Source organism: Tritonibacter scottomollicae, assembly GCF_003003215.1.
GTDB classification, from domain to species: Bacteria; Pseudomonadota; Alphaproteobacteria; order Rhodobacterales; family Rhodobacteraceae; genus Epibacterium; species Epibacterium scottomollicae.
The window spans coordinates 140,224-160,347 of the sequence record NZ_PVUF01000011.1 but is presented as its reverse complement, the minus strand read 5'-3'; the positions used below and the strand labels follow the sequence as shown (position 1 = coordinate 160,347).

Below are 20,124 nucleotides of genomic sequence, written 5' to 3'. Positions count from 1 at the left end.
GCCAGCATCTTTTTCAGCTTTGCATTCTCAACCTCCAGCGCCTTCAGCCGTTTGGCCTCCGACACTTCCATGCCGCCATACTTCGAGCGCCACTTGTAAAACGTGCCATCGCTGATGCCGTGCTTCCGGCAGAGCTCTTTGGCGCCCATCCCGGCTTGGTGCTCCTTCAGGATCCCAATAATCTGCTCTTCGCTGAAACGGCTCTTCCGCATCGTCTGTCTCCTCGTTTGGAGAACAGGCTAACTTCAAACCGCGGACTTTTCAGGGGAGCAGGTCACTAATGCTGCACAGCTAGCATGCTGGATTCACGAGATGAGTCCCCAGGGATTTGCGCAACAACGCCCTTTTCATAAATAAAATGAACCCGGCTGCTTACGGTGAAAGCAACCGGGTTCTCTAATTTATCCGCCGAAGCAGATTGCGTCGAAAGAGGAACTCTTAAAGTTCAAAGAGTGCATTTCTTTCTCTCAACCGATCCCGCAGCAGCTGAAGGGTCACGTCTTGCGTAGCGAGATTGATGTCGGTGCAATCTTGAGTTCCCACTTGTTCCCTCAACGAGTCAAAGAACGTCGACAAGCCACCAAGTGTTTGAGAGATTAAATCAAAATCCTGCAACTCTCGTATTTCCGCGCTTGTCGGGGGCGTGCGGCGCTCAACAATGGTCAACACGGTATCTTCCAGCTGCTGAATCTGGCTTTGCAGCTGACGCATTTCGCGCGCCGAATTCGCATATACCGTATCTAGCGGTTTAGAAGATTTCGTGCTCATCTTACAAACGCCCCACAACCTGTTCTATAGCCTGACGCATCGACGCAACCGTGAACGGTTTGCGGATGATGTTATTCAGACCAAGTTTTTTACCGACCTCGATAACTTCTGGAGTCGGCTTCCCCGTCACCAAAATGAAGCCGACACGTTGGGTCGCTGCATTGCCGCGGACGGCTTGCAATAGTCCCAGTCCATCCATTCCCGGCATGTTATAATCCGACAGGACAAGATGAACCGGGTTGGTCGCAAGTTTCTGGAACGCAGACTGTCCATTATTTTCAACGAGATAGTTCTTCACGCCGAGTTCATCAAGACACTGGGTAAGAATGCCTCGGCTGGTCGACATGTCGTCGACAACCATCACGCGCAGGGAGTCTTTCAAGCTCATGGTTTTTTTCCTCGTGTTCTCGTCTTGGCTAACCGTGAGTGCGTGTTTAGCCGGGGGTATTGACGTATGTGGTGATGCCGACCGTCTTCATGTATTGAGCTGCCGGGCCGGACATGCGTTCAGAGTGACCTATAAAAAGGTAGCCTCCTGGGGTGAGTGTGCGCTGGAAAGCTTGCCAGACTTTCTGTTGCGTTTGGTTGTCGAAGTAGATTGCGACATTCCGGCAGAATATTGCGTCGAACTTCCCCTTAAAGGGAAACGGCTGAATTAGGTTTAGAACGCCATAAGTCACTAGCTTTCGCAAATGCTGCGGAACCCGACCGGTTTCTGATTTGTTTCCCGGTTCCAGTTGCATCTTATACTGTTGCGGGATGCCTTCGAAATCCTCGAGCGGATATTGAGCCTCTTCTGCAGTGCGCACCACAACAGGGTCGATATCGGTTCCGAGGATCTTGATATCGTATCGATCCGCATCCGGGCAGAGGTCGTGCAGGATTGCAGCAATCGTGTAGGGCTCCTGCCCGATCGAGCATCCCGCCGACCAAATTCGAACTCGTCCGCCTTTCTTCGCGCGCTCAATCAGAGGCGGAAGTACATCTTGGCGTAACGTCTCGAAATGATGCGGCTCACGGAAAAACTGAGTCACATTGGTGGTCAGAAGAGACAACAGCTCGCTACGTTCGTGGTCTGCATTTTGACCGTCTAAGCGCTTTAGATACTCCTTGAAGTCAGTTATATTCTGCTTCCGAAGCTTGCGTGATAAGCGTGACGACACCAGTGGCTTTTTGCTTGGCGACATCGCCAAGCCAAAGTGTTTATACGCGAACTGAGCGACGGCCTCGAAGTCCTGATCTGACAGGACGATACCACCACCGTCAAAGGACTCTACTGGACCAGCGATACTCACGACAAACCTTGCTCCGGTGCAGAGATAACGGCGTCAAGATTGATGATACGCACCATGGTTTCGTCATGGGAAATGATCCCTTGAATATACTCCATGGTATAGCGGCTCTCGACCTGAGGGGTTTCCTGGATCTCTTCAGGATTAATCGAAATAATTTCCGAAACCGACTCCGCTAGTAGCCCGACTGGCTTACCGTGAACCGCGACAACGATCACGACATTGCGTTCGCTTGCTTCGGTCTGCTGTAGGCCGAAACGGGCCGCAAGATCATAGATGGGGATCACTGCGCCGCGTAGGTTCATAACGCCAAGGACGTCCATCGGTGCGTGCGGCAGTATTGTGACCGGAGCCCACCGACGGATCTCTCGGATCTGGGTGATTTGCAGGCAGAAGGCCTGCCCTGCGACCGTGAAGCTGACAAACTCACTCTGTTGAGCGTGCTTGATCTCCTGATCGCCAATTTGTACTTCAGCTTGCGATTGCATTGCTCATTCTCCGCTCTGAATCAAAGGTGGCCGAGGAAGGGGAGGCCGCGATGATGCTTTCCGAATCCAGAATCATGGCGATTTTGCCATCTCCAAGGATTGTGGCAGCCGCAACGCCGGGGACATTGCCGCAGACGCCGTCGAGGCTCTTGATCACGACCTGCCTTTGGTCGTGAATATCGTCGACGGCCAGGGCACTGCGTTGGCCTGTTTCCGTCTCAACCAGAAGATACACTCCGGGCGGCTTGTCACCTTCGGGCTTTCGCAGGCCCAAGGCACCTGCGACATCGCAGATGGGAACAAAGTTACCGCGAATGGATAGCAGCGTCCCATCAGCGCCCAAGCTGTTGATCATATCATCGCTGCCACGCATGGTCTCGATGATCGAAGTGATCGGTACCACCATTGTTTGATCAGCAACGGAGACGACCATGCCGTCCATCACCGCCAGCGTCAGAGGCAGGATAATGGTGAATGTCGACCCCTTTCCCGGGGACGAGGAGATGTTAATTCTACCGCCCAGAGCGGTGACCGCGTTTTTGACAACGTCCATGCCAACACCACGTCCGGAGAGATTTGAGATCTCTTTGGCTGTGGAAAAGCCTGGCAAGAATAGAAGGTTGTCAATTTCGGCATCTGTAAGATCGGCATTCTCAGGGATGAGCCCTTTGTCGATGGCGATCTGCTTGACACGCGGCCGATTCACACCAGCGCCGTCATCCTTAATCTCGATGCAGACGCTGCCAGAGCGATGTGACGCGGAAAGGCGTATTTCGCCCGCACGGCTCTTTCCCGCGGCTTCGCGATCTGCCGGTTTCTCGACGCCATGATCCACCGCGTTGCGCAAGATATGGGTCAACGGATCTGACAAGCGTTCGATGACAGTTTTGTCGACCTCGGTATTCTCACCCTCGGTGACCAGCTTCGCTGTTTTCTCTGTCGCAGCCGAAGCTTCGCGAACGATCCGTGCCATGCGCTGAAACAGCGGCTTGACCGGTTGCGCACGAATGGACATTACGCCTTCTTGAATATCTCGAGCCAGATTCTTGAAGCCCTCGAGTTCGGTTTCCACATCCCGAAGGTCAGCCACATCCAGATTGGCAATCTGTTGTGCCAGCATGGAGTGGTTGATGATAAGTTCGCCAACCGCGTTGATCAGCCGGTCCACCCGCTCCAGTTCAACACGCAAGGTCGGCTTTGGTCCGCGTTGTTCTGACTTGTTGCTCTCTGGCTTAACGGCTTCGACTTTTGTCGCTTCTGGTGTCGCCATGGGAGTTGCCTCTGCAGGTGCCGGCTCTTCAAAAGGGTCGGACGGCTCGGGTTCGGCACTTTCCCCGGGCACGCCAAATGCGGCGTTGAGTGCAGCCAGGGCAGCGGCTTCATCTTCAGAATCTTTGTCAGACACGATCGAAAGCTCGCATAGGCCTTCGACAAATTCGAAGACGGATTCTACCGCTGACTTCGGCTCTTTCGTCGTCAGTGTCAGGTCCCATGCAAGATAGCTGTCATCCATCGCCATGGCGTCGAAACCGGGAAGTTCAGTTTCGTCAAGCGTGACCTTCAGCGTGCCCAGCTCGGAAAGCGTCTGAAAAAGGAAGAACGGCTCGTTCCCGGTCCCGAACATCTCCTTGAGAGGCTGGAAGCGGATCTGATAGGTTTTCTCTTCTTCGAGATCCAAAGGCAAAGGAACCGCTGGTCCACCAAGGCCCATAGGCTCAAAGGTCAACTCTTCTTCTTCTTCGCCGAGGTACTCTTCAAGACCGGCAACCAGAACGTCGTTATGCTCTTCATCGACACTGCCGCCATCGCGGGCGACACTGACCAAGTCAGCGAGATGGTCGCTGCATCGCAGGAGAAGCTGGATAAGTTTGACGTCCAGTTGGACTTTGTTTGACCGCACCTCATCAAAGACTGTTTCGAACTTGTGTGCAAACGCCACCAATTCGTCCAGGCCAAATGCTCCGCCACCACCCTTGATAGAGTGAACTGCGCGGAATACTGCATTGACCACCTCGGGATCGTGATCGCCTCCTTCGATGGCGGTCAGACCCTCATCCATCGCTTCGAGAAGCTCTTCGCACTCCTCGAAGAATGTGTCTTGAATCGACCCCGACATTTTACGCGGCCGCCCCGGTTACACGCTTCAGCGCAAAAATCAGCGACTGATCGTCAAAGGGCTTGGTGATCCACCCGGTTGCACCGGCGTCACGAGCACGTGCCTTCATTTCCGGCGCGCTTTCGGTGGTCAAAACCAGGATCGGAACCTTGGAGTTGATCCCATCACCGCGTAGCTCCTCGATGACACCAAATCCATCAAGATTGGGCATGTTGATGTCGGTGATGACGACATCTGGTGCGACATTGTCATACATGTCGACACCTTCACGTCCGTCAACGGCGCAATGGTACTCGAAACCTGCTTCTTCAAGCGTCGCTGCCAGAAGGTTGCGAATGGTTCGGGAGTCGTCGATTGCCAAAACTTTGGTTTTCATACTGTTTCCTCGTCTTCAAATCGATTGGGTTCCAGGCCCAGAAGGGTAAGGGACTTTCTGCACCCTTCGTTGATATTAGTGACCGAGAAACCCAGGCCCTCGGAGCGCCATTGTTGTTCTGCCCCCAGAAGCAGCTGCAGGCAGCGCGATGGGATCACGCCGACATTGCTGCAATCCACTTCAACGGCCTTATCACGAGACGCGTTGAAAAATGCGATCAATGGGTCTAGATCCGCGAAGGCATTGGGCAAGTCCAATGTATGCTTTTGCGTTTCGGTGGACATTTTCGCGATTCGCACCCCCGTTTGCGGCGACAAATTTCAGTTCGATGAGAGTAGTGTTAGCCGCAGGGCCTTAACATTTGATTTCCGCCAAACTGCAGAAACTCGGAACTGCTCAGACAATTTGTCAGCACCCCAAGGTAACTGCCGCAACGCCTACCCGTGGGATGCGTATAAAGGTGTCATCCATTCAGGCTGCGAGGGGCATCAGCGCCAGTTGATAAGATATAGTCAGATAGAATTTGCCCACGTAAGGCGCAAATTAACCCCTACTGATGGAGTTATAACTGGAAGTACCATGCGCACCCACTCGTGCGCGAATCTCCGGAGCATTACATGAACGCGTCTCAGCGATTGAGGATTCGGACACGACTCACGGTTCCCTCGGGTGAACCACGCTGTCGGAATTCGCATTCTTTGGGCGAGCAGAGCAGCCGCGCAATTGTCGCGCAGGACGCTCATTATAAGCAGGACTGCGCAAAGTCGGGAAAGCACACTCTGACAGACAGTAATTTGAGTCGGTTTTCAGCGGCTTATGACGCTCCGCTCGCGATGAAACGGCGTAGTTTCACACCCGCTGCTGAGACGTGTCCCACCCTTTCGCGCACAGATGGCACCTACCCCAAGTGCGAAGGTGGCAAAGGACGTCCCGCTCTGACTCCTCATGATGGGCGCCGCGGTAGGTTCGGTCTTCGGGTGGTGAGTGATTGAACGCTGAGGCCCGAGGGCGCGCGCATGTGATATGGCGGCGCCTTGGATGAGCTTTGGCACGAATACAAAATGAACTGACGAGGCCGATGTTGTCTTGTTGAATAGGAACTCCCGGATCGTCGGGGTAAACAAGTGGGTAAGCCATTGTCTTCCTTAAGCGTCTTGATTGTAACGACTGATAGAAACTTTGCTCGGACTCTGCAGAAGCAGATGGAGGCGGCTTACCCAGGCATGCAGGTCTTGTTGGCCAACAATTTGATGATGGCCTACAACCAAGCAGAAGCGGGGCAGCCCAGTTTTGCATTTGTAGAAGACGGGTTCACGAAATTGCCCGAGTTCGAAATGATGCTCGCCCTGTTCTCCGCACTCGATGTGCGCTGGGTGTCCGTGATGGATAGCACGAATTCGACACCCGCGCGGCGCTCCTCGCCATTGTTGAACGTCGGAGCGGGCATTTTCGAGCTGACAAAATCCGACACACCGCGCCAGTTCATCCAGTACTTTGACATGATGATCAAAGCACCGCGTCGCAACGCCCCCCCTGCCGCGACCGGAAAGACTGTAGCGTCTCGGGAGAACTTTAAGAAAATCATCCTCATCGGATCGTCAACCGGGGGTGTTGAAGCGTTGCGCAATGTTCTCGTCGGATTTCCGATACAGTGCCCGCCAACCTTGATTGTGCAACACACGGGCAAGAGCTTTGGGTCAGGACTGGTTTCGTTGCTGGACCGAATCTGCCCGGCGAAGGTCGTCGCAGCGGACGACAATATCACTTTGCAAACGGGGCATGTCTACATCGCGGCCGGCCAACCTCGCCACATGGGGGTGACACCGCGCAAGCCGTATCGCCTTCGGATGAAGGAAGGGCCAAACATTTCAGGCCATACGCCATCCGTTGACGCATTATTTTCGTCTGCAATTCCGTTTGCACAGGATGTTGTTGCCGCAATCTTAACCGGTATGGGGCAAGATGGGGCCAAGGGCATGTTGGAATTGCGCAAATCTGGCGCGACAACCTTTGCCCAAGATGAAAAAACCGCCGTCGTCTACGGCATGCCCAGGGTGGCTTGGGAAACCGGAGCCGCCCAAAAACAAGTACCTCTGGCCCAAATGGCCGGTGCACTCTTGCAAGCCTGCAAGACCTGAGCCTAGAGATCTGGAAGGAAGCCGCTTTGTCGACTGTTTTTCAAAATACGAGTACGGTCACCGTGCTACAAGGTGACTACAAGGTGACAACGGATCCCAAAGTCGCTTTTTCAACTGTGCTAGGGTCCTGCATCGCAGCCTGCATTTATGATGAAAAAGTCGGGGTCGGCGGGATGAATCACTTCTTGCTCGCGTCGTCCTCGGGTGGTGGTGTCAGCGCCCGCTACGGCGTTCACGCGATGGAGCTGTTGATCAACGGCATCATGAAAAAAGGCGCGCAGCGCTCTAACCTGAAAGCCAAGGTTTTTGGTGGTGCAAAGATGTCCGCCAACCTGTCTGATATCGGTGCGAACAACGCTGATTTTGTGCAGCGCTTCCTTCGTGATGAAGGTATTCCAGTGATCTCATCTTCGGTTGGCGGTACATCTGCTCGACGAGTCCGGTTTCACGCTTGTTCGGGTGCTGCGCAACAGACACATGTGGCAGATGATCGTCGCCTCGGCGAGGAGGAGCGCGCGGCAGTGGCCCGGACGCAAGCCGCTCCCGTCCGCAAGCCTGCAGCGGCGGACAACGTTACTTTGTTCTGAGCTTGCCTACGCGCAACGATCACGGAGGGTCCGAAGCATGTTAGATGCATCGGACCCTCGCTTACATTCAGTCCTTTCTCGAGAGTCAGCCTGCGTCCTTAGCTATTCCCGAATTGTTGGACAGGATCCGGCGCAACTTAAGCTACTCTTTGCAGCTGCTGACCGGGGTTTGTTGTTTCATTTCGCTGCCAATAGACCACGGCGTGTGTTTTGCCGCCAAGGGCAGAATGCAGACGCCTGAGATTGTAGAACTCGATCCAGTATATGGCGCCAGCCTTGACCTCCGATCCCGTTTCCCCGGCGCGCAGATAGGCGCGTTCGGTTTTCGAGCTCCCCACAATCGTTCGACTAAGATGTTGTCGAGAAACCACCCCTTTCCATCCATCGACATACGAATGCCGGGTCGTCACAACCGGTCATTCGAGACAAGAGAAGTGAACTGGCTGCCCTGATCCGCGTTCATTATCTCAGCCGGGCCAAGCTTGTGGGTCGTTTGGTCAGCGCATCGACCCAGAACTCGGCTTCCAGCGTGACCGATATCCGCACACCCAACATGCTTGGGCAGATCCACGCGCAGGCGACGCAAAAGTTAAGGGTAAATCTTGTGGTTTTTCGTGGCCTTGCTGGGTTTGGGCTTCTAGTAGATTTGCGATGAGGCGCATCAATGATTGGCCCGAATTTCCGGGGCCGCCTTTCCGGGTGACTTTTCGAGAACAGGACCCTCAAAACAGACCGGTTACCTGCCATTGCCCCCGAAGCGACTGATGCCATTATCCGTAATCTTGACAAACCCCTGCTGGAAGCCAGCGTCACCCACCTCTCCAAGACAACATGAGCTTGCGATGGGACTACGCAAACCGGTCGGGCCAAATGGCCGCGCTAAACCTGCTCTCAGTCATCATATTTTCTGGAACACAGAAAACCTTCAACAAGCTGCAGACAGTCGCCATCTCGCGGAATAAGGCGCTTCGCACAACCTGCTAGCGCAATATGTAACCACTTGGATGGGTTCACATTTTCCTCGCCGATGAATATCGATGACTGTTATCCATAAAATCATTAAGCGGTCTGTGCAACATCACCCGGTCAATGCCTCCTTCAAGGCGTAGTACGAGGCCTTGGGGGTGCGGACCAGGGTGTCGAAGTCCACATGCACCATGCCAAAGCGTTTCTCGTACCCCAGCGCCCATTCGTAATTGTCCATGAGTGACCACAGGAAATAGCCCTGCACCGGAACCCCGTCGGCGATCGCGCGGCGGACGCGAGCCAGATGGGCATCGACATAGGCAATGCGCTCGGGGTCAGGCACACGGCCCCCTGTGATCACATCCGGGTTGGCCATGCCGTTCTCGGTCACGATCAAGGGCAGATCGCCCGTGTAGTCCGCGGCTGTCCGGGTCAGGAACTGGTAGAGCCCGTCCGGATAGATCTCCCAACCCATCTGTGTTTTGGGCAGCGGACCATCTAGCTCCGCGTAGTGCGGCCAGGGACCGTCATCGGCGCCAATCACCTTGCGGGTGTAGTAATTCAGACCGCACCAGTCGACTGGCTGTGTTATCGTTTTGAAATCTTCCTGCCAGCCCTTGGGCAAATGAGGCTCCAGACCCTTCAGGGCCGGTTCGGGGTATGCGCCCTTGAACACGCCACCAAGGAAGAAACGGTTGTAAATGGCGTCGTAGGTCTCGGCAGCGGCCTGCGCGGCGGCGCTGTCGTCCACCGGAGTGGCCCATTCAAAGTTGAATACAGCGCCAAGGTTATCCATGCCGAGGCCGCGCATCACCTCGATGGCACGGCCATGGGCCAACAGAACATGGTGCATGGCGCGGGCGGTGGCGCGGATGTCGCGCAGGCCGGGCGCGTGGTGGCCGAGGAAATGCGACAGCCAGCCGACGCACCAGGGCTCATTGATTGGCGCCACCGAATACATCCGGTCGCCGATCCGCCCCATGATGACCTCGGTGAACTCGGCAAACCAATTGCCGATGTCGCGGTTGCGCCAACCGCCGAGGTCCGCGAGCGGCTGCGGCAGCTCCCAGTGATAGAGCGTCGCGCAAGGTTTCAGCCCGCGCTCCAGCATCGCATCTGTCAGGCGGTCGTAGAAATCGAGCCCCTCGGGATTGGGCGTGCCAGTGCCCTCAGGCAGGACACGTGCCCAGCTGGTCGAAAAGCGATAGCAATCCAGCCCCGCTGCGGCGGCCAGATCCAGATCTGCCTCGAAGTGATGATAGTGATCGCAGGCGATCTCACCATTCTCGGCGCGCACCACATTGCCCGGCGTGACGGCAAAACTGTCCCAATGGGTCGGCCCGGCACCACCAAAACCATGACCTTCGATCTGATAAGAGGAGGTGGCGCTGCCGAAGAGGAAGTGCGTCGGGAAGTCTTTGCGGGTGAAGGTGAAATGGTCCATATCGCTAGATCCTGTTAGGAGCGGGGCCGGTGGAACGGCCGACAGTCAGCTCTGCTTCGAGCAGTTCGGTGAGCGGCGGCGCGCCCGGGTTTTCGATCTGAGAGATCAGCAGCTTGGCCAGACGGCTGCCTGCGTGGCGCACGGAAGAGCGCGTGGCGGTGAAGACCGGCACATCGGCGCCGTTGCGCAGGTAGGACAGATCATCGTCATGAGTGATGACGGAGATGTCGCGCCCCATTGTCAGGCCGGCCTCCTCGATCGCGCGGCGCACCCCGAAGGCGGCGATGATCGAGGACACCAGATAGGCGGTGGGCGGCTGCTCCAGCAGTTGCGTGCGCCGCACGGTGTCGTAGCCGTAGACCTCTGTCATCTCGCCCGCGAACAGCAGCGCCGGGTCGGGGGCGATGTCGCGGGCCTGCAGGGCGGCCTCGTACCCACGTCGGCGGCGGAAGGCGAAATCCATGCTCTCCTGACCGTTCACCAGGCAGATGCGGCGATGGCCAAGGTCAAGCAGGAAATCGGTTGCTCGCTGAAAGGCGCTGGTGTTGTTGACGTCGAGCCAGCTGTAGGGGCCCGCGATATCGGTCGCACGCCCGTGTACCGCAAAAGGCAGACCGATCTGCTGCAGCAGGGTGATGCGGGCATCCTGCATCTTGGGCGCGTGCAGCACGATACCGTCTACATTCCGCTTTGCCGCCATGTCATGATACGCGCGGGACTGGTCCTCATCTGCCACAAGCGACAGCACCATGTCATAGCCGGCCGTGCTGTAGCTTTCCCCGGCCCCGGCGATGAAATCACCAAAGATCGGATTCATCATCTCGTGCTGGGTCGACAGCGGGATCACATGGCCAATCGCCATGGCGCGCCCGGTGGCCAGCGCCTTGGCCCGCGTATTGGGGCGATAGTTGTGCTGATCGGCAACCTGCATCACACGCTGGCGCGTCGCCTCGCTGACCTCGGGGTAGCCGTTCAGCGCCCGGCTCACGGTGGTCTGGGACAGGCCCAGAAGCGTGGACAGCTGCTTGAGGTTCATCTGCAAATCTCCAAAGCGCTTTAAATTGTTGTGCGGCTGGTTTCAGAACGGCCAGAGTGCCCTTCTTTATCGCCGAGGAAAAGAAGAGAATTCAACCCTATATATTTGGCGCTAACATAGACTCATTGACAGATCGCTTCGAATCTAGAAGTTTGGAGAAAGTCAAAGCGCTTTGGTTATTCGGTCGAAGGCATCCTGCAAATCGGGATTGATGGCCCAGACCAGAACCACGGCGATGAGTGTCGAAATCTTGGGAGGAGATGACATGAAACGGACATTGATGACGGCCGCGGGCGTCATGGCGCTGATGGCGGGAACGTCCAGCGCGCAGGAGCTGATCTTTCCGGTCGGCGAAGGTGACTTCAATTGGGCGAGCTACGCCGAACTGGAAAAAATCAACCTCGACGGCGAACAGGTGACCGTGTTTGGCCCCTGGCTGGGTCCGGATCAGGCGCTGGTTGAAAACGTTCTGGCCTATTTCGGCGCCGCAACCGGTGCTGATGTTCGCTATGCTGGCTCTGACAGTTTCGAGCAGCAGATCGTGGTCGATGCCGAGGCCGGCTCCGCCCCCAATGTCGCAGTTTTCCCACAGCCGGGTCTGGTCTCTGACATGGCCGGGCGCGGCTTCATCGCGCCATTGGGCGAAGACACGGCAACCTGGGTCACGGACAACTACGCCGCAGGTCAGTCCTGGGTCGATCTGGGCACCTACTCCGGCCCCGATGGCAACGATGATCTGTATGGTTTGTTCTACAAGGTCGACGTGAAATCGCTGGTCTGGTTCAACCCGGAGAACTTCGAGGATTTCGGCTATGAGATCCCCTCCTCGATGGAGGAGCTGAAGACGCTCACCGATCAGATGGTCGAGGATGGCAACACGCCATGGTGCATCGGCCTGGGCTCCGGCGGCGCAACCGGCTGGCCGGCGACCGATTGGGTCGAGGACATGATGCTGCGCACGCAGGAGCCGTCGGTCTATGACGAGTGGGTCGCCAACGAGATCGCGTTCGACGATCCGCGTGTGGTCGAGGCGATCGAGGAGTTTGGCTACTTCGCCCGCAACGAGGACTATGTCTCCGGCGGCGCCGGAGCGGTGGCCTCCACCGATTTCCGCGACAGCCCCAAGGGTCTGTTCGCCAGCCCGCCGCAGTGCATGATGCACCGTCAGGCCTCTTTCATTCCGGCGTTCTTCCCCGAAGGCACCGAAATGGGTCTGGACGCGGATTTCTTCTACTTCCCTGCCTATGAGGGCAAAGAGCTGGGCAACCCGGTTCTGGGTGCGGGCACCATCTGGTCGATCACCAACGACAGCGATGGCGCGCGGGCACTGATGGAGTTCCTGAAATCCCCCATCGCGCATGAGGTCTGGATGGCCCAGCAGGGGTTCCTGACACCCCACAAGGGCGTGAACACCGAACTCTACGCCACCGACACGCTGAAGAAGATGGGCGAGATCCTTCTGAACGCCGACACTTTCCGCTTTGACGCCTCCGACCTGATGCCAGGTGGCGTGGGCGCAGGGGCCTTCTGGACCGGCATGGTCGACTATGCCGGTGGCGCTGCCGCGTCGGACGTGGCTGCAGAGATCCAATCCTCCTGGGACGCGCTGAAGTAACCTGTCGCCTCCACCGCAGGGCCGCCCCGGGCGGCCCTGCCCCCTTTGCCGCTAAGCGGTGCTGCACAGGCTGCACGTCACCTTCCGGCATCAAACTCTTTTTCAGGAGCCAGTCATGCATCCAGCCATTCAGGGGCTGCTGACCATTGCCTTTGGCGTCGGGGGCTGTGTCGGCTATTTCTATCTCTCCAACGTGATCCTCGACAAGCTGATCTTTCCCGCCCGCGGCCCGCACATCGCCCGCAACATCCGCCGTGCCAATATGGTGCGTCCCTGGCTCTTTCTGCTGCCGGCGCTGTTGGCGCTGGGGCTGTATCTTGCCTATCCGGTTGTGGAGACCATGCGCCTGTCGCTGACCGAGCGCCTGCCCGGTGGTGGCTCGGAATTCGTCGGACTGGACAACTACAGCCAGATGCTGGGCGAGGCCAAATTCTGGGAAGCCTTGCAGAACAACTTCCTCTGGCTTCTGGTGGTGCCTGCGGTCTCGACCGCCTTTGGCCTGCTGGCGGCCCAGCTGACGGACCGGCTGGCCTGGGGCAATATCGCCAAATCGCTGATCTTCATGCCGATGGCGATTTCTTTTGTCGGCGCCGCGGTGATCTGGAAACTGGTCTATGACGCCCGTCCGCCGGGCACCGAGCAGATCGGCATCCTGAACGCGATCTATGTCTGGCTGGGCGGCGTGGAGCCGCAGCAATGGCTGACCATCCCGTTCTGGAACAACTTCTTTTTGATGATGGTTCTGGTGTGGATCCAAACCGGCTTTGCCATGGTAATTCTGTCCGCCGCCCTGCGTGGCATTCCGGAAGAAACCATCGAGGCCGCCATCGTGGACGGTGCCGGGCCGTTTCAGATCTTCTTCAAGATCAAGGTGCCGCAGATCATGGGCACCATCGTGGTGGTCTGGACCACCATCACCATCGTGGTGCTGAAGATCTTCGACATCGTGTTCGCCCTGACCAACGGCCAGTGGGAGACGCAGGTTCTAGCCAATTACATGTACGACAAGCTGTTCCGCGCCAATGACTGGGGCGTCGGCTCCGCCTCGGCAATGATCATCATGCTGCTGGTGATGCCGATCCTGGTCTGGAACGTCTACAACGCACGCCGCGAAATGCGCTGAGGGAGGGCTGAGCCATGAATGCCATAGCTGGACAGAAGCCTGGGCTGATCTGGGCGCTTCGTATCTCGGTCATCGTGCTGGTGGGGCTGTGGCTCTTCCCGACGGTTGGCCTGTTTATCTCCTCCTTCCGCACCGGCGACCAGATCGCCACCTCGGGCTGGTGGAAGGCGCTGTTTCCGACCGAACAAAACCTCACCCTGCGCACGGCCGCCCCGGAAACGCAGGTGCCGGAGGGGGACCTCTGGGTGATCGAGGGCAACCTGTTTGAAGGTGAGAGCGACGCTGAAATTTCCGCCTGGGGCACCAACGCCCGTGACATCTCTGCCTATGGGCCCGGTGACATGGCCGAGCTGCGCGGCGGCGAGCGACTGACGGTCGAGGCCGACGGCAGCTACCGGATGGAAGCGACAGAGGAGATGGGCGGACGCCGTGGCCCGCGTGTTTTTGTCACCGCCGTGGTACCACCGGAGTTCACCCTGCAGAACTACGAGACCATCCTGATCTCGGGCGGTGCCACCGACAATATGGCACGCGCCTTTTTCAACACGCTGACGGTGACGATCCCGGCGACCATCATCCCCATTCTGGTGGCGGCCTTTGCCGCCTATGCGCTGGCATGGATGGAGTTCCCGGGCCGCGCCTTGCTGATCGCCGCCATCGTCGGCCTGCTGGTGGTGCCGTTGCAGCTGGCGCTGATCCCCCTGCTGAAGTTCCACAACGAGATCGGCATCGGCAAGGGCTACCTCGGCGTCTGGATGGCGCATACCGGGTTCGGCCTGCCGCTGGCGATCTACCTGCTCCGGAACTACATGGTGGGCATCCCGCGCGACATCATCGAGAACGCCCGCGTCGATGGCGCCACCGATTTCCAGATCTTCACCCGTATCATCCTGCCGCTGTCGTTCCCGGCACTGGCCTCTTTCGCGATCTTCCAGTTCCTGTGGACCTGGAACGATCTCCTGGTGGCCATGGTGTTCCTGATCGACGCGACGGGCGAAACTACAGTGATGACCAAGCAGATCGTCGAGCTTCTGGGCACCCGCGGCGGCAATTGGGAGATCCTCGCGACCTCCGCCTTTGTCTCCATCGCAGTGCCGCTCGCCGTGTTCTTTGCCATGCAGAAGTATCTCGTACGCGGACTTCTGGCCGGGTCAGTCAAGTGACCCCTTGTGCCCCTTCCTACAACTTTCGATGACGGACCTCACGACATGAACGCTCAGACCTCCATCAATCCTGCTTCCGTGCTGGCTGCCGATCCCGACTGGTGGCGCGGCGCGGTGATCTACCAGATCTATCCGCGCAGCTATCAGGACAGCAACGGTGACGGCATCGGCGATCTGCCGGGCATCACCTCGCGTCTGGAACATATCGCCTCGCTTGGGGTGGATGCGATCTGGATCTCACCCTTCTTCACCTCGCCGATGAAGGACTACGGCTACGACGTCAGCGACTACTGCGATGTCGATCCGATGTTCGGCACGCTGGGGGATTTCGACGCACTGGTGGCACGGGCACATGACCTCGGCCTCAGGGTGATGATCGACATGGTGCTGTCGCACAGCTCCGACCAGCACCCCTGGTTTATCGAAAGCCGCGTCAGCCGCGACAACCCCAAGGCGGATTGGTACGTCTGGGCCGACCCGCAGCCCGATGGCACGCCGCCGAACAACTGGCTGTCGATCTTTGGCGGCCCTGCCTGGCACTGGGACGCACGACGCGAACAATATTACCTGCACAACTTCCTCGTCTCGCAGCCGGACCTGAACTTCCACTGCGACGCGGTGCAGGACGCGCTGCTGGACGCCACCCGGTTCTGGCTGGAACGCGGCGTGGATGGCTTCCGTCTGGATACCATCAACTTCTACATCCACGACAAGGAGCTGCGCTCGAACCCGGCCCTGCCCAAGGATCAGCGCAATTCCAACATCGCCCCCTCGGTGAACCCCTATAACCACCAGGAACACCTCTATTCCAAGAACCAACCGGAGAACCTCGAATTCCTGGCCCGGTTCCGCGCACTGCTGGATGAATACCCGGCAAAGACCGCCGTCGGCGAGGTGGGCGACGCGCAGCGCGGGTTGGAGATCCTGGGCGAGTACACCGCCGGCAATACCGGCGTGCACATGTGCTACGCGTTTGAGTTCCTTGCCAAGGATCCGCTGAACGCGGCACGGGTGGCAGAGGTGTTTGACAAGGTCGACGACGTGGCAGCCGATGGCTGGGCCTGCTGGGCGTTTTCCAACCATGATGTCGTGCGTCATGTCAGCCGCTGGAACCTGTCGGACGCGGCGCTGCGGTTGTACACGACGATGATGATGTGCCTGCGCGGGTCGGTCTGCATCTATCAGGGCGAGGAATTGGGCCTGCCCGAGGCCGATATCGCCTTTGAGGACCTGCAGGACCCCTATGGCATCGAGTTCTGGCCCGAGTTCAAGGGCCGCGACGGCTGCCGCACGCCGATGGTCTGGGACAAGGGCAACACCTATGGCGGCTTCACGGAGGCACGCCCCTGGCTGCCGGTCAGTCTGGAACATGCCGAACTGGCGGTGAGCGCTCAGGAAGCCAATCCAGACGCGCTGGTCCACCACTATCGCCGCGCCATTGCTCTGCGCCGCGCCCATGCCGCCCTGTCGCGGGGCAGTCATGACAGGGTGCAGGCGACCGGCAATGTGGTGCAGTTCACCCGTGCGGCGGAGGGCGAGGAGATCTTCTGCGCCTTCAACCTCAGCGACACACCGGCAGAGATCACCCTGCCCGCGGGCGCGTGGGAACAGTTGGGCGGTGACCTCGGCAGCGCGGATGTGACGGCCACGGTGGGCACATTGACACTGGCCCCCTGGCAACCCTGCCTCGCACGGCGCGCATAAAACACTCTGGGAGGAGGACACCATGGCGAACCTGAAACTGACCGGAGTGGAAAAGACCTATGCCGGCGCGGTCAATGTCCTGAACGACATCGACCTCGACATCAAACAGGGCGAGTTGATCGTCTTTGTGGGGCCCTCGGGCTGCGGCAAGTCCACGCTGTTGCGGATGATCGCGGGGTTGGAGAGGATCACCGGCGGCACGCTGGAGATCGACGGCGCGGTGATGAACGACATCCCGCCCGCGCAGCGCGGCATCGCCATGGTGTTCCAGTCCTACGCGCTCTATCCGCATATGACGGTGCGCGACAACATGGCCTTTGCGCTCAAGATTGCTGGCAAGAGCAAGGAAGAGATCGACGCCGCCATCAGCCGTGCGGCCAAGATCCTGCAGCTGGAGGACTATCTCGACCGACTGCCCAAGGCCCTGTCGGGCGGGCAACGGCAGCGGGTGGCGATCGGCCGCTCCATCGTGCGTGACCCGAAGGTCTATCTCTTTGACGAACCGCTCTCGAACCTCGATGCGGCCTTGCGGGTGGCAACACGGATCGAGATCGCACAGCTGAAGGAGTCGATGCCCGACAGCACCATGATCTACGTGACCCACGATCAGGTGGAGGCGATGACCCTGGCCACCCGCATCGTGGTGCTGGCCAACAAGGGCATCGCTCAGGTCGGCACGCCGCTGGACCTCTATGAACGCCCCGAGAACGAATTTGTGGCGCAGTTTATCGGCTCTCCGGCGATGAACCTGCTGCCGGGCGAGGTGATCGGCACCGGTACGCTCACCCGGCTTCGGCTCTACAACGGCGAGGAAGTCACCTCGACCGTGCCCACCCGAGACAGCGACATGGGGCTGTCTGTCAATATCGGTGTGCGACCGGAGGATCTGACCGAAGACACGGAGGGTGATGACGGTGCGGTGATCGACACAACGGTCAATATCGTCGAGGCTTTGGGCGAGGTCACCGTGCTGTATTTCACACCGGAGACGGGTCGCGACCCGCTGATCGCAAAGCTGCCGGGCATCCACGCCGGGCTACGCGGCAAGCAAATCCGGCTGTATGCGCAGCCAGACAAGGTCCATATCTTTCACAACGGTCGCTCTCTGCTGTATCGCTGAGGCGTCCGGGCACCAAAGCCACAGTCAGAAAAGCAGCAGGCCATGGGGTTAATCCATGGCCTCTCCGGTCGCCTGCAACGGAAATTTAAGGACAAATTCCGCGCCTGATCTGTCGTCGAGGTCACGGACACTGGCCTCGCCACCATGAGCGCGGGTGATCGCGCGCACGACAGCCAGTCCAAGCCCCGTGCCCCCTTCGGTGCGATTGCGGGATTTGTCGCCCCGCCACCAGCGTTCGAACACCCTGTCATGATCGCCCTGCTCAATTCCGGGACCATGGTCGCGCACCTGCAGATATCCGAATGACCCCGCTGCGAAGGTGGAGATCTTCACGTATCGACCGCTTTCAGCATATCGTCTGGCATTGTCGAGCAGCGCGGACAACGCTTGTCGCACGCGCACGGGATCTGCGTGCAGAACGACCGGGTCCAGTGAAACATCCAATATCATACCGACGCTATCCATGTCCGGACGCACGGTCGTGACGACACGGTTCACCTCTTCGGCCAGATTGATTTCGATGCACTGCAACGTAAAATGGCCGGAACTGAGCCGGGACAGGAAGCTCAGTTCGTCAACGATGCGGGAGAGTGTGTCGACCTGTGCAATCAGCCCATCGATCATCTCCTCCGACGGCGCGAATGTTCCGTCGCCCAGACCCTGAAGTCGACCGCGCAGAATGGTCAGCGGAGTACGCAGCTCGTGCGCGATCGCGGCGGAGGAGTCGGTGGCGTCCCGTTCGGCTTGCTCCAAGCTTTGCACCATGGATCGAAACGCAGCGACAAGGTCTTCGGTTTCGGAACTTCCGCCCGCAACTGGCGATACCTCCTGCCGGATATTGCCATCTGCCACCTTGAGCACCGCGCGTGTGACCCCCTCGATCGGTGCGCTCAGTTTTCGCGCGACCACGATGCCACCAAAGATCGCCGTCAAGGTTGCCAGGATGACCAGCGCGCTGAGGGCCGCGAGCTCGGCTTGTTCATAAGTGCCGCTCCAGGAGAGCGAGAAGGCGCTCACCAGCGTTGTCAGCGCCTCCGAAGAGACGGTTTTATCCTCGATCAAAGCATGAAGCGTGGCGCGGTTTTCGTGGCTCAGGCTGGCCAGCCACGACGCCTGAAGGGTCACGTAGAACGCAATCATCCCGATGATGAAAACACCCAGCGCGGTCAGCGCGACGCAGATCATCGACAGCGAGAGCTGCGTCCTCAACCTCCATGGGCCAGACCTCATCACAGTGGCTCCAACCGATATCCAACACCGCGGACCGTCTCAAGAAAACCGGAAACACCCGCAAGTTCCAGCTTGCGCCGCGCGTTCGAGATATGACTGTCGATCGTACGCTCCAGCACCTCGGTTTCCGAGAGACAGGCATCGACCAGCTCCGCCCGCGTGAAGGCCCGCTGCGGCAGACGCGCCATATGGGCAACCAGCGTGTATTCGGTGTGGGTCAGTTGAATCGGGAGACGTTCTGTCCCGCGTGTCACAAAGGCGGAATGAACGCTGTGGTCGATGATCAGTGACCCGATTGTAACCGGCCGTTCGCTGGCCTGCCCCCCGGAATTTGCGCGACGCAGCACAGCCTTGACGCGCTCGACAACTTCCAGCGCATTGAACGGCTTCGCCACGTAGTCGTCCGCCCCCAGTCGCAGCGCGGAAATCTTTTCGATATCTTCCGCCATTGCGGTGATCATGATCACCGGCACGTCGGACGTTTGTCGAATCCGGCGCAGAACATCGATGCCATCGAGCTTTGGAATTTTCACATCCAGCAGAACAAGCGCTGGCTTGAGGTGATGAAAATGCGACAGCGCCAACGCCCCGTCCGACGCGGTGACAGTGCGAAAGCCGCCTCGCTCCAGGTAGGATCTGATGATCTCAGCGATTTCGCGTTCATCTTCGACGATAAGGATCAGGTCGTTACTCATGCGCGGCGCAGCACCTCTTTTCGGCGAAAATAGCCCAGTTCCATGAGTTGTTGAACCAAAGACCATGGAGATTTGATGGAGAGGCCGAAAACCTTCATCAAATCTGGACATGATCTTCGATAGGCTTTGATGATGGTCCTCCAGTTTTGCATCTCGAACCAGCGACCATACAGCGACCCTTCGGGCACCACGCAGGTGCATCCGCATCATCGCAGAGACATCAAACGAGGATCCCAGTGACGATAAATCGCCGCCTTCGCATA

19 protein-coding genes are annotated in these 20,124 nt (G+C 58.3%); 7 read left to right on the top strand and 12 right to left on the bottom strand.

What is annotated here, in order from left to right; translation table 11 throughout:
- The 8 genes from CLV89_RS16345 to CLV89_RS16310 all read right to left on the bottom strand — a co-directional run.
- Nucleotides 1–212 (bottom strand): transposase (locus CLV89_RS16345; protein ID WP_133166735.1); only part of this gene is annotated, 212 nt, incomplete at its 3' end.
- 226 nt (nt 213–438) lie between these two features.
- Nucleotides 439–768, bottom strand: coding sequence for a hypothetical protein (locus CLV89_RS16340; protein WP_106164731.1), 330 nt, complete (start codon nt 766–768; stop codon nt 439–441).
- Between the two features lies 1 nt (nt 769).
- Nucleotides 770–1,156 carry a response regulator gene (locus CLV89_RS16335; RefSeq protein WP_011536823.1) on the bottom strand — a complete coding sequence of 129 codons (387 nt, stop codon included), beginning with the start codon at nt 1,154–1,156 and terminating at the stop codon, nt 770–772.
- A 46-nt stretch (nt 1,157–1,202) separates the two neighbouring features.
- Nucleotides 1,203–2,063, bottom strand: coding sequence for a CheR family methyltransferase (locus CLV89_RS16330; RefSeq protein WP_106164730.1), 861 nt, complete (start codon nt 2,061–2,063; stop codon nt 1,203–1,205).
- Nucleotides 2,060–2,548 (bottom strand): chemotaxis protein CheW, encoded by a 489-nt coding sequence (locus tag CLV89_RS16325; RefSeq protein WP_106164729.1) that lies wholly within the window; start codon nt 2,546–2,548, stop codon nt 2,060–2,062. Before CLV89_RS16325 ends, CLV89_RS16330 begins: the two co-directional genes overlap by 4 nt.
- The gene (locus tag CLV89_RS16320; protein ID WP_106164728.1) at nt 2,532–4,664 is read right to left on the bottom strand and encodes a chemotaxis protein CheA; all 2,133 of its coding nucleotides are present in this window, start codon (nt 4,662–4,664) and stop codon (nt 2,532–2,534) included. The genes CLV89_RS16325 and CLV89_RS16320 overlap by 17 nt, the downstream gene beginning before the upstream one ends.
- Nucleotide 4,665: 1 nt before the next feature.
- The gene (locus CLV89_RS16315) at nt 4,666–5,040 is read right to left on the bottom strand and encodes a response regulator (protein ID WP_106164727.1); all 375 of its coding nucleotides are present in this window, start codon (nt 5,038–5,040) and stop codon (nt 4,666–4,668) included.
- Complete coding sequence (locus CLV89_RS16310; RefSeq protein ID WP_106164726.1) at nt 5,037–5,324, bottom strand: STAS domain-containing protein; 288 nt, start codon at nt 5,322–5,324, stop codon at nt 5,037–5,039. Before CLV89_RS16310 ends, CLV89_RS16315 begins: the two co-directional genes overlap by 4 nt.
- A 918-nt stretch (nt 5,325–6,242) precedes the next feature.
- Between CLV89_RS16310 and CLV89_RS16305 the strand changes: the two genes are divergently transcribed.
- Nucleotides 6,243–7,178: a CheB methylesterase domain-containing protein gene (locus tag CLV89_RS16305; protein ID WP_106164725.1), complete on the top strand. Its 936-nt coding sequence runs from the start codon at nt 6,243–6,245 to the stop codon at nt 7,176–7,178.
- Nucleotides 7,179–7,204: 26 nt separating this feature from the next.
- Nucleotides 7,205–7,765 carry a chemotaxis protein CheD gene (locus CLV89_RS16300; protein ID WP_106164724.1) on the top strand — a complete coding sequence of 187 codons (561 nt, stop codon included), beginning with the start codon at nt 7,205–7,207 and terminating at the stop codon, nt 7,763–7,765.
- Nucleotides 7,766–8,843: 1,078 nt separating this feature from the next.
- Here CLV89_RS16300 and CLV89_RS16290 read toward each other — a convergent pair.
- Both CLV89_RS16290 and CLV89_RS16285 read right to left on the bottom strand, forming a co-directional pair.
- On the bottom strand, nt 8,844–10,175 hold the full coding sequence (locus tag CLV89_RS16290; protein ID WP_106164722.1) for a GH1 family beta-glucosidase: 1,332 nt from the start codon (nt 10,173–10,175) through the stop codon (nt 8,844–8,846).
- Between the two features lie 4 nt (nt 10,176–10,179).
- A complete protein-coding gene (locus tag CLV89_RS16285) occupies nt 10,180–11,211 on the bottom strand; it encodes a substrate-binding domain-containing protein (protein ID WP_106164721.1) in 1,032 nt (343 codons plus the stop codon).
- A gap of 265 nt (nt 11,212–11,476) precedes the next feature.
- Here CLV89_RS16285 and CLV89_RS16280 point away from each other — a divergent pair, with 265 nt between their 5' ends.
- From CLV89_RS16280 to CLV89_RS16260, 5 genes are all read left to right on the top strand, one after another.
- On the top strand, nt 11,477–12,826 hold the full coding sequence (locus tag CLV89_RS16280) for an ABC transporter substrate-binding protein (RefSeq protein ID WP_106164720.1): 1,350 nt from the start codon (nt 11,477–11,479) through the stop codon (nt 12,824–12,826).
- Nucleotides 12,827–12,941: 115 nt separating this feature from the next.
- Entirely contained in the window at nt 12,942–13,949 is a 1,008-nt protein-coding gene (locus CLV89_RS16275) for a carbohydrate ABC transporter permease (RefSeq protein WP_106164719.1), read from the top strand.
- A gap of 14 nt (nt 13,950–13,963) precedes the next feature.
- Nucleotides 13,964–15,112 carry a carbohydrate ABC transporter permease gene (locus CLV89_RS16270; RefSeq protein ID WP_106164718.1) on the top strand — a complete coding sequence of 383 codons (1,149 nt, stop codon included), beginning with the start codon at nt 13,964–13,966 and terminating at the stop codon, nt 15,110–15,112.
- 45 nt (nt 15,113–15,157) lie between these two features.
- Nucleotides 15,158–16,816 carry a beta-galactosidase BglA gene (bglA, locus tag CLV89_RS16265; RefSeq protein WP_106164717.1) on the top strand — a complete coding sequence of 553 codons (1,659 nt, stop codon included), beginning with the start codon at nt 15,158–15,160 and terminating at the stop codon, nt 16,814–16,816.
- A 22-nt stretch (nt 16,817–16,838) separates the two neighbouring features.
- The gene (locus tag CLV89_RS16260; RefSeq protein ID WP_106164716.1) at nt 16,839–17,936 is read left to right on the top strand and encodes an ABC transporter ATP-binding protein; all 1,098 of its coding nucleotides are present in this window, start codon (nt 16,839–16,841) and stop codon (nt 17,934–17,936) included.
- A gap of 48 nt (nt 17,937–17,984) precedes the next feature.
- Here the strand turns inward: CLV89_RS16260 and CLV89_RS16255 are convergent, their stop codons facing one another.
- Entirely contained in the window at nt 17,985–19,166 is a 1,182-nt protein-coding gene (locus CLV89_RS16255; RefSeq protein WP_106164715.1) for a sensor histidine kinase, read from the bottom strand.
- Entirely contained in the window at nt 19,166–19,861 is a 696-nt protein-coding gene (locus CLV89_RS16250) for a response regulator (RefSeq protein WP_106164714.1), read from the bottom strand. Before CLV89_RS16250 ends, CLV89_RS16255 begins: the two co-directional genes overlap by 1 nt.
- Between the last annotated feature and the right edge of the window lie 263 nt (nt 19,862–20,124).

What these genes read in the sequence shown, in the direction of transcription:
- CLV89_RS16340 (WP_106164731.1), bottom strand. Translation starts at nt 768, where the DNA reads ATGAGCACGAAATCTTCTAAACCGCTAGATACGGTATATGCGAATTCG.
- CLV89_RS16335 (WP_011536823.1), bottom strand. Translation starts at nt 1,156, where the DNA reads ATGAGCTTGAAAGACTCCCTGCGCGTGATGGTTGTCGACGACATGTCG.
- CLV89_RS16325 (WP_106164729.1), bottom strand. Translation starts at nt 2,548, where the DNA reads ATGCAATCGCAAGCTGAAGTACAAATTGGCGATCAGGAGATCAAGCAC.
- CLV89_RS16320 (WP_106164728.1), bottom strand. Translation starts at nt 4,664, where the DNA reads ATGTCGGGGTCGATTCAAGACACATTCTTCGAGGAGTGCGAAGAGCTT.
- CLV89_RS16315 (WP_106164727.1), bottom strand. Translation starts at nt 5,040, where the DNA reads ATGAAAACCAAAGTTTTGGCAATCGACGACTCCCGAACCATTCGCAAC.
- CLV89_RS16310 (WP_106164726.1), bottom strand. Translation starts at nt 5,324, where the DNA reads ATGTCCACCGAAACGCAAAAGCATACATTGGACTTGCCCAATGCCTTC.
- CLV89_RS16305 (WP_106164725.1), top strand. Translation starts at nt 6,243, where the DNA reads ATGGAGGCGGCTTACCCAGGCATGCAGGTCTTGTTGGCCAACAATTTG.
- CLV89_RS16290 (WP_106164722.1), bottom strand. Translation starts at nt 10,175, where the DNA reads ATGGACCATTTCACCTTCACCCGCAAAGACTTCCCGACGCACTTCCTC.
- CLV89_RS16285 (WP_106164721.1), bottom strand. Translation starts at nt 11,211, where the DNA reads ATGAACCTCAAGCAGCTGTCCACGCTTCTGGGCCTGTCCCAGACCACC.
- CLV89_RS16280 (WP_106164720.1), top strand. Translation starts at nt 11,477, where the DNA reads ATGAAACGGACATTGATGACGGCCGCGGGCGTCATGGCGCTGATGGCG.
- CLV89_RS16275 (WP_106164719.1), top strand. Translation starts at nt 12,942, where the DNA reads ATGCATCCAGCCATTCAGGGGCTGCTGACCATTGCCTTTGGCGTCGGG.
- CLV89_RS16270 (WP_106164718.1), top strand. Translation starts at nt 13,964, where the DNA reads ATGAATGCCATAGCTGGACAGAAGCCTGGGCTGATCTGGGCGCTTCGT.
- bglA (WP_106164717.1), top strand. Translation starts at nt 15,158, where the DNA reads ATGAACGCTCAGACCTCCATCAATCCTGCTTCCGTGCTGGCTGCCGAT.
- CLV89_RS16260 (WP_106164716.1), top strand. Translation starts at nt 16,839, where the DNA reads ATGGCGAACCTGAAACTGACCGGAGTGGAAAAGACCTATGCCGGCGCG.
- CLV89_RS16255 (WP_106164715.1), bottom strand. Translation starts at nt 19,166, where the DNA reads ATGAGGTCTGGCCCATGGAGGTTGAGGACGCAGCTCTCGCTGTCGATG.
- CLV89_RS16250 (WP_106164714.1), bottom strand. Translation starts at nt 19,861, where the DNA reads ATGAGTAACGACCTGATCCTTATCGTCGAAGATGAACGCGAAATCGCT.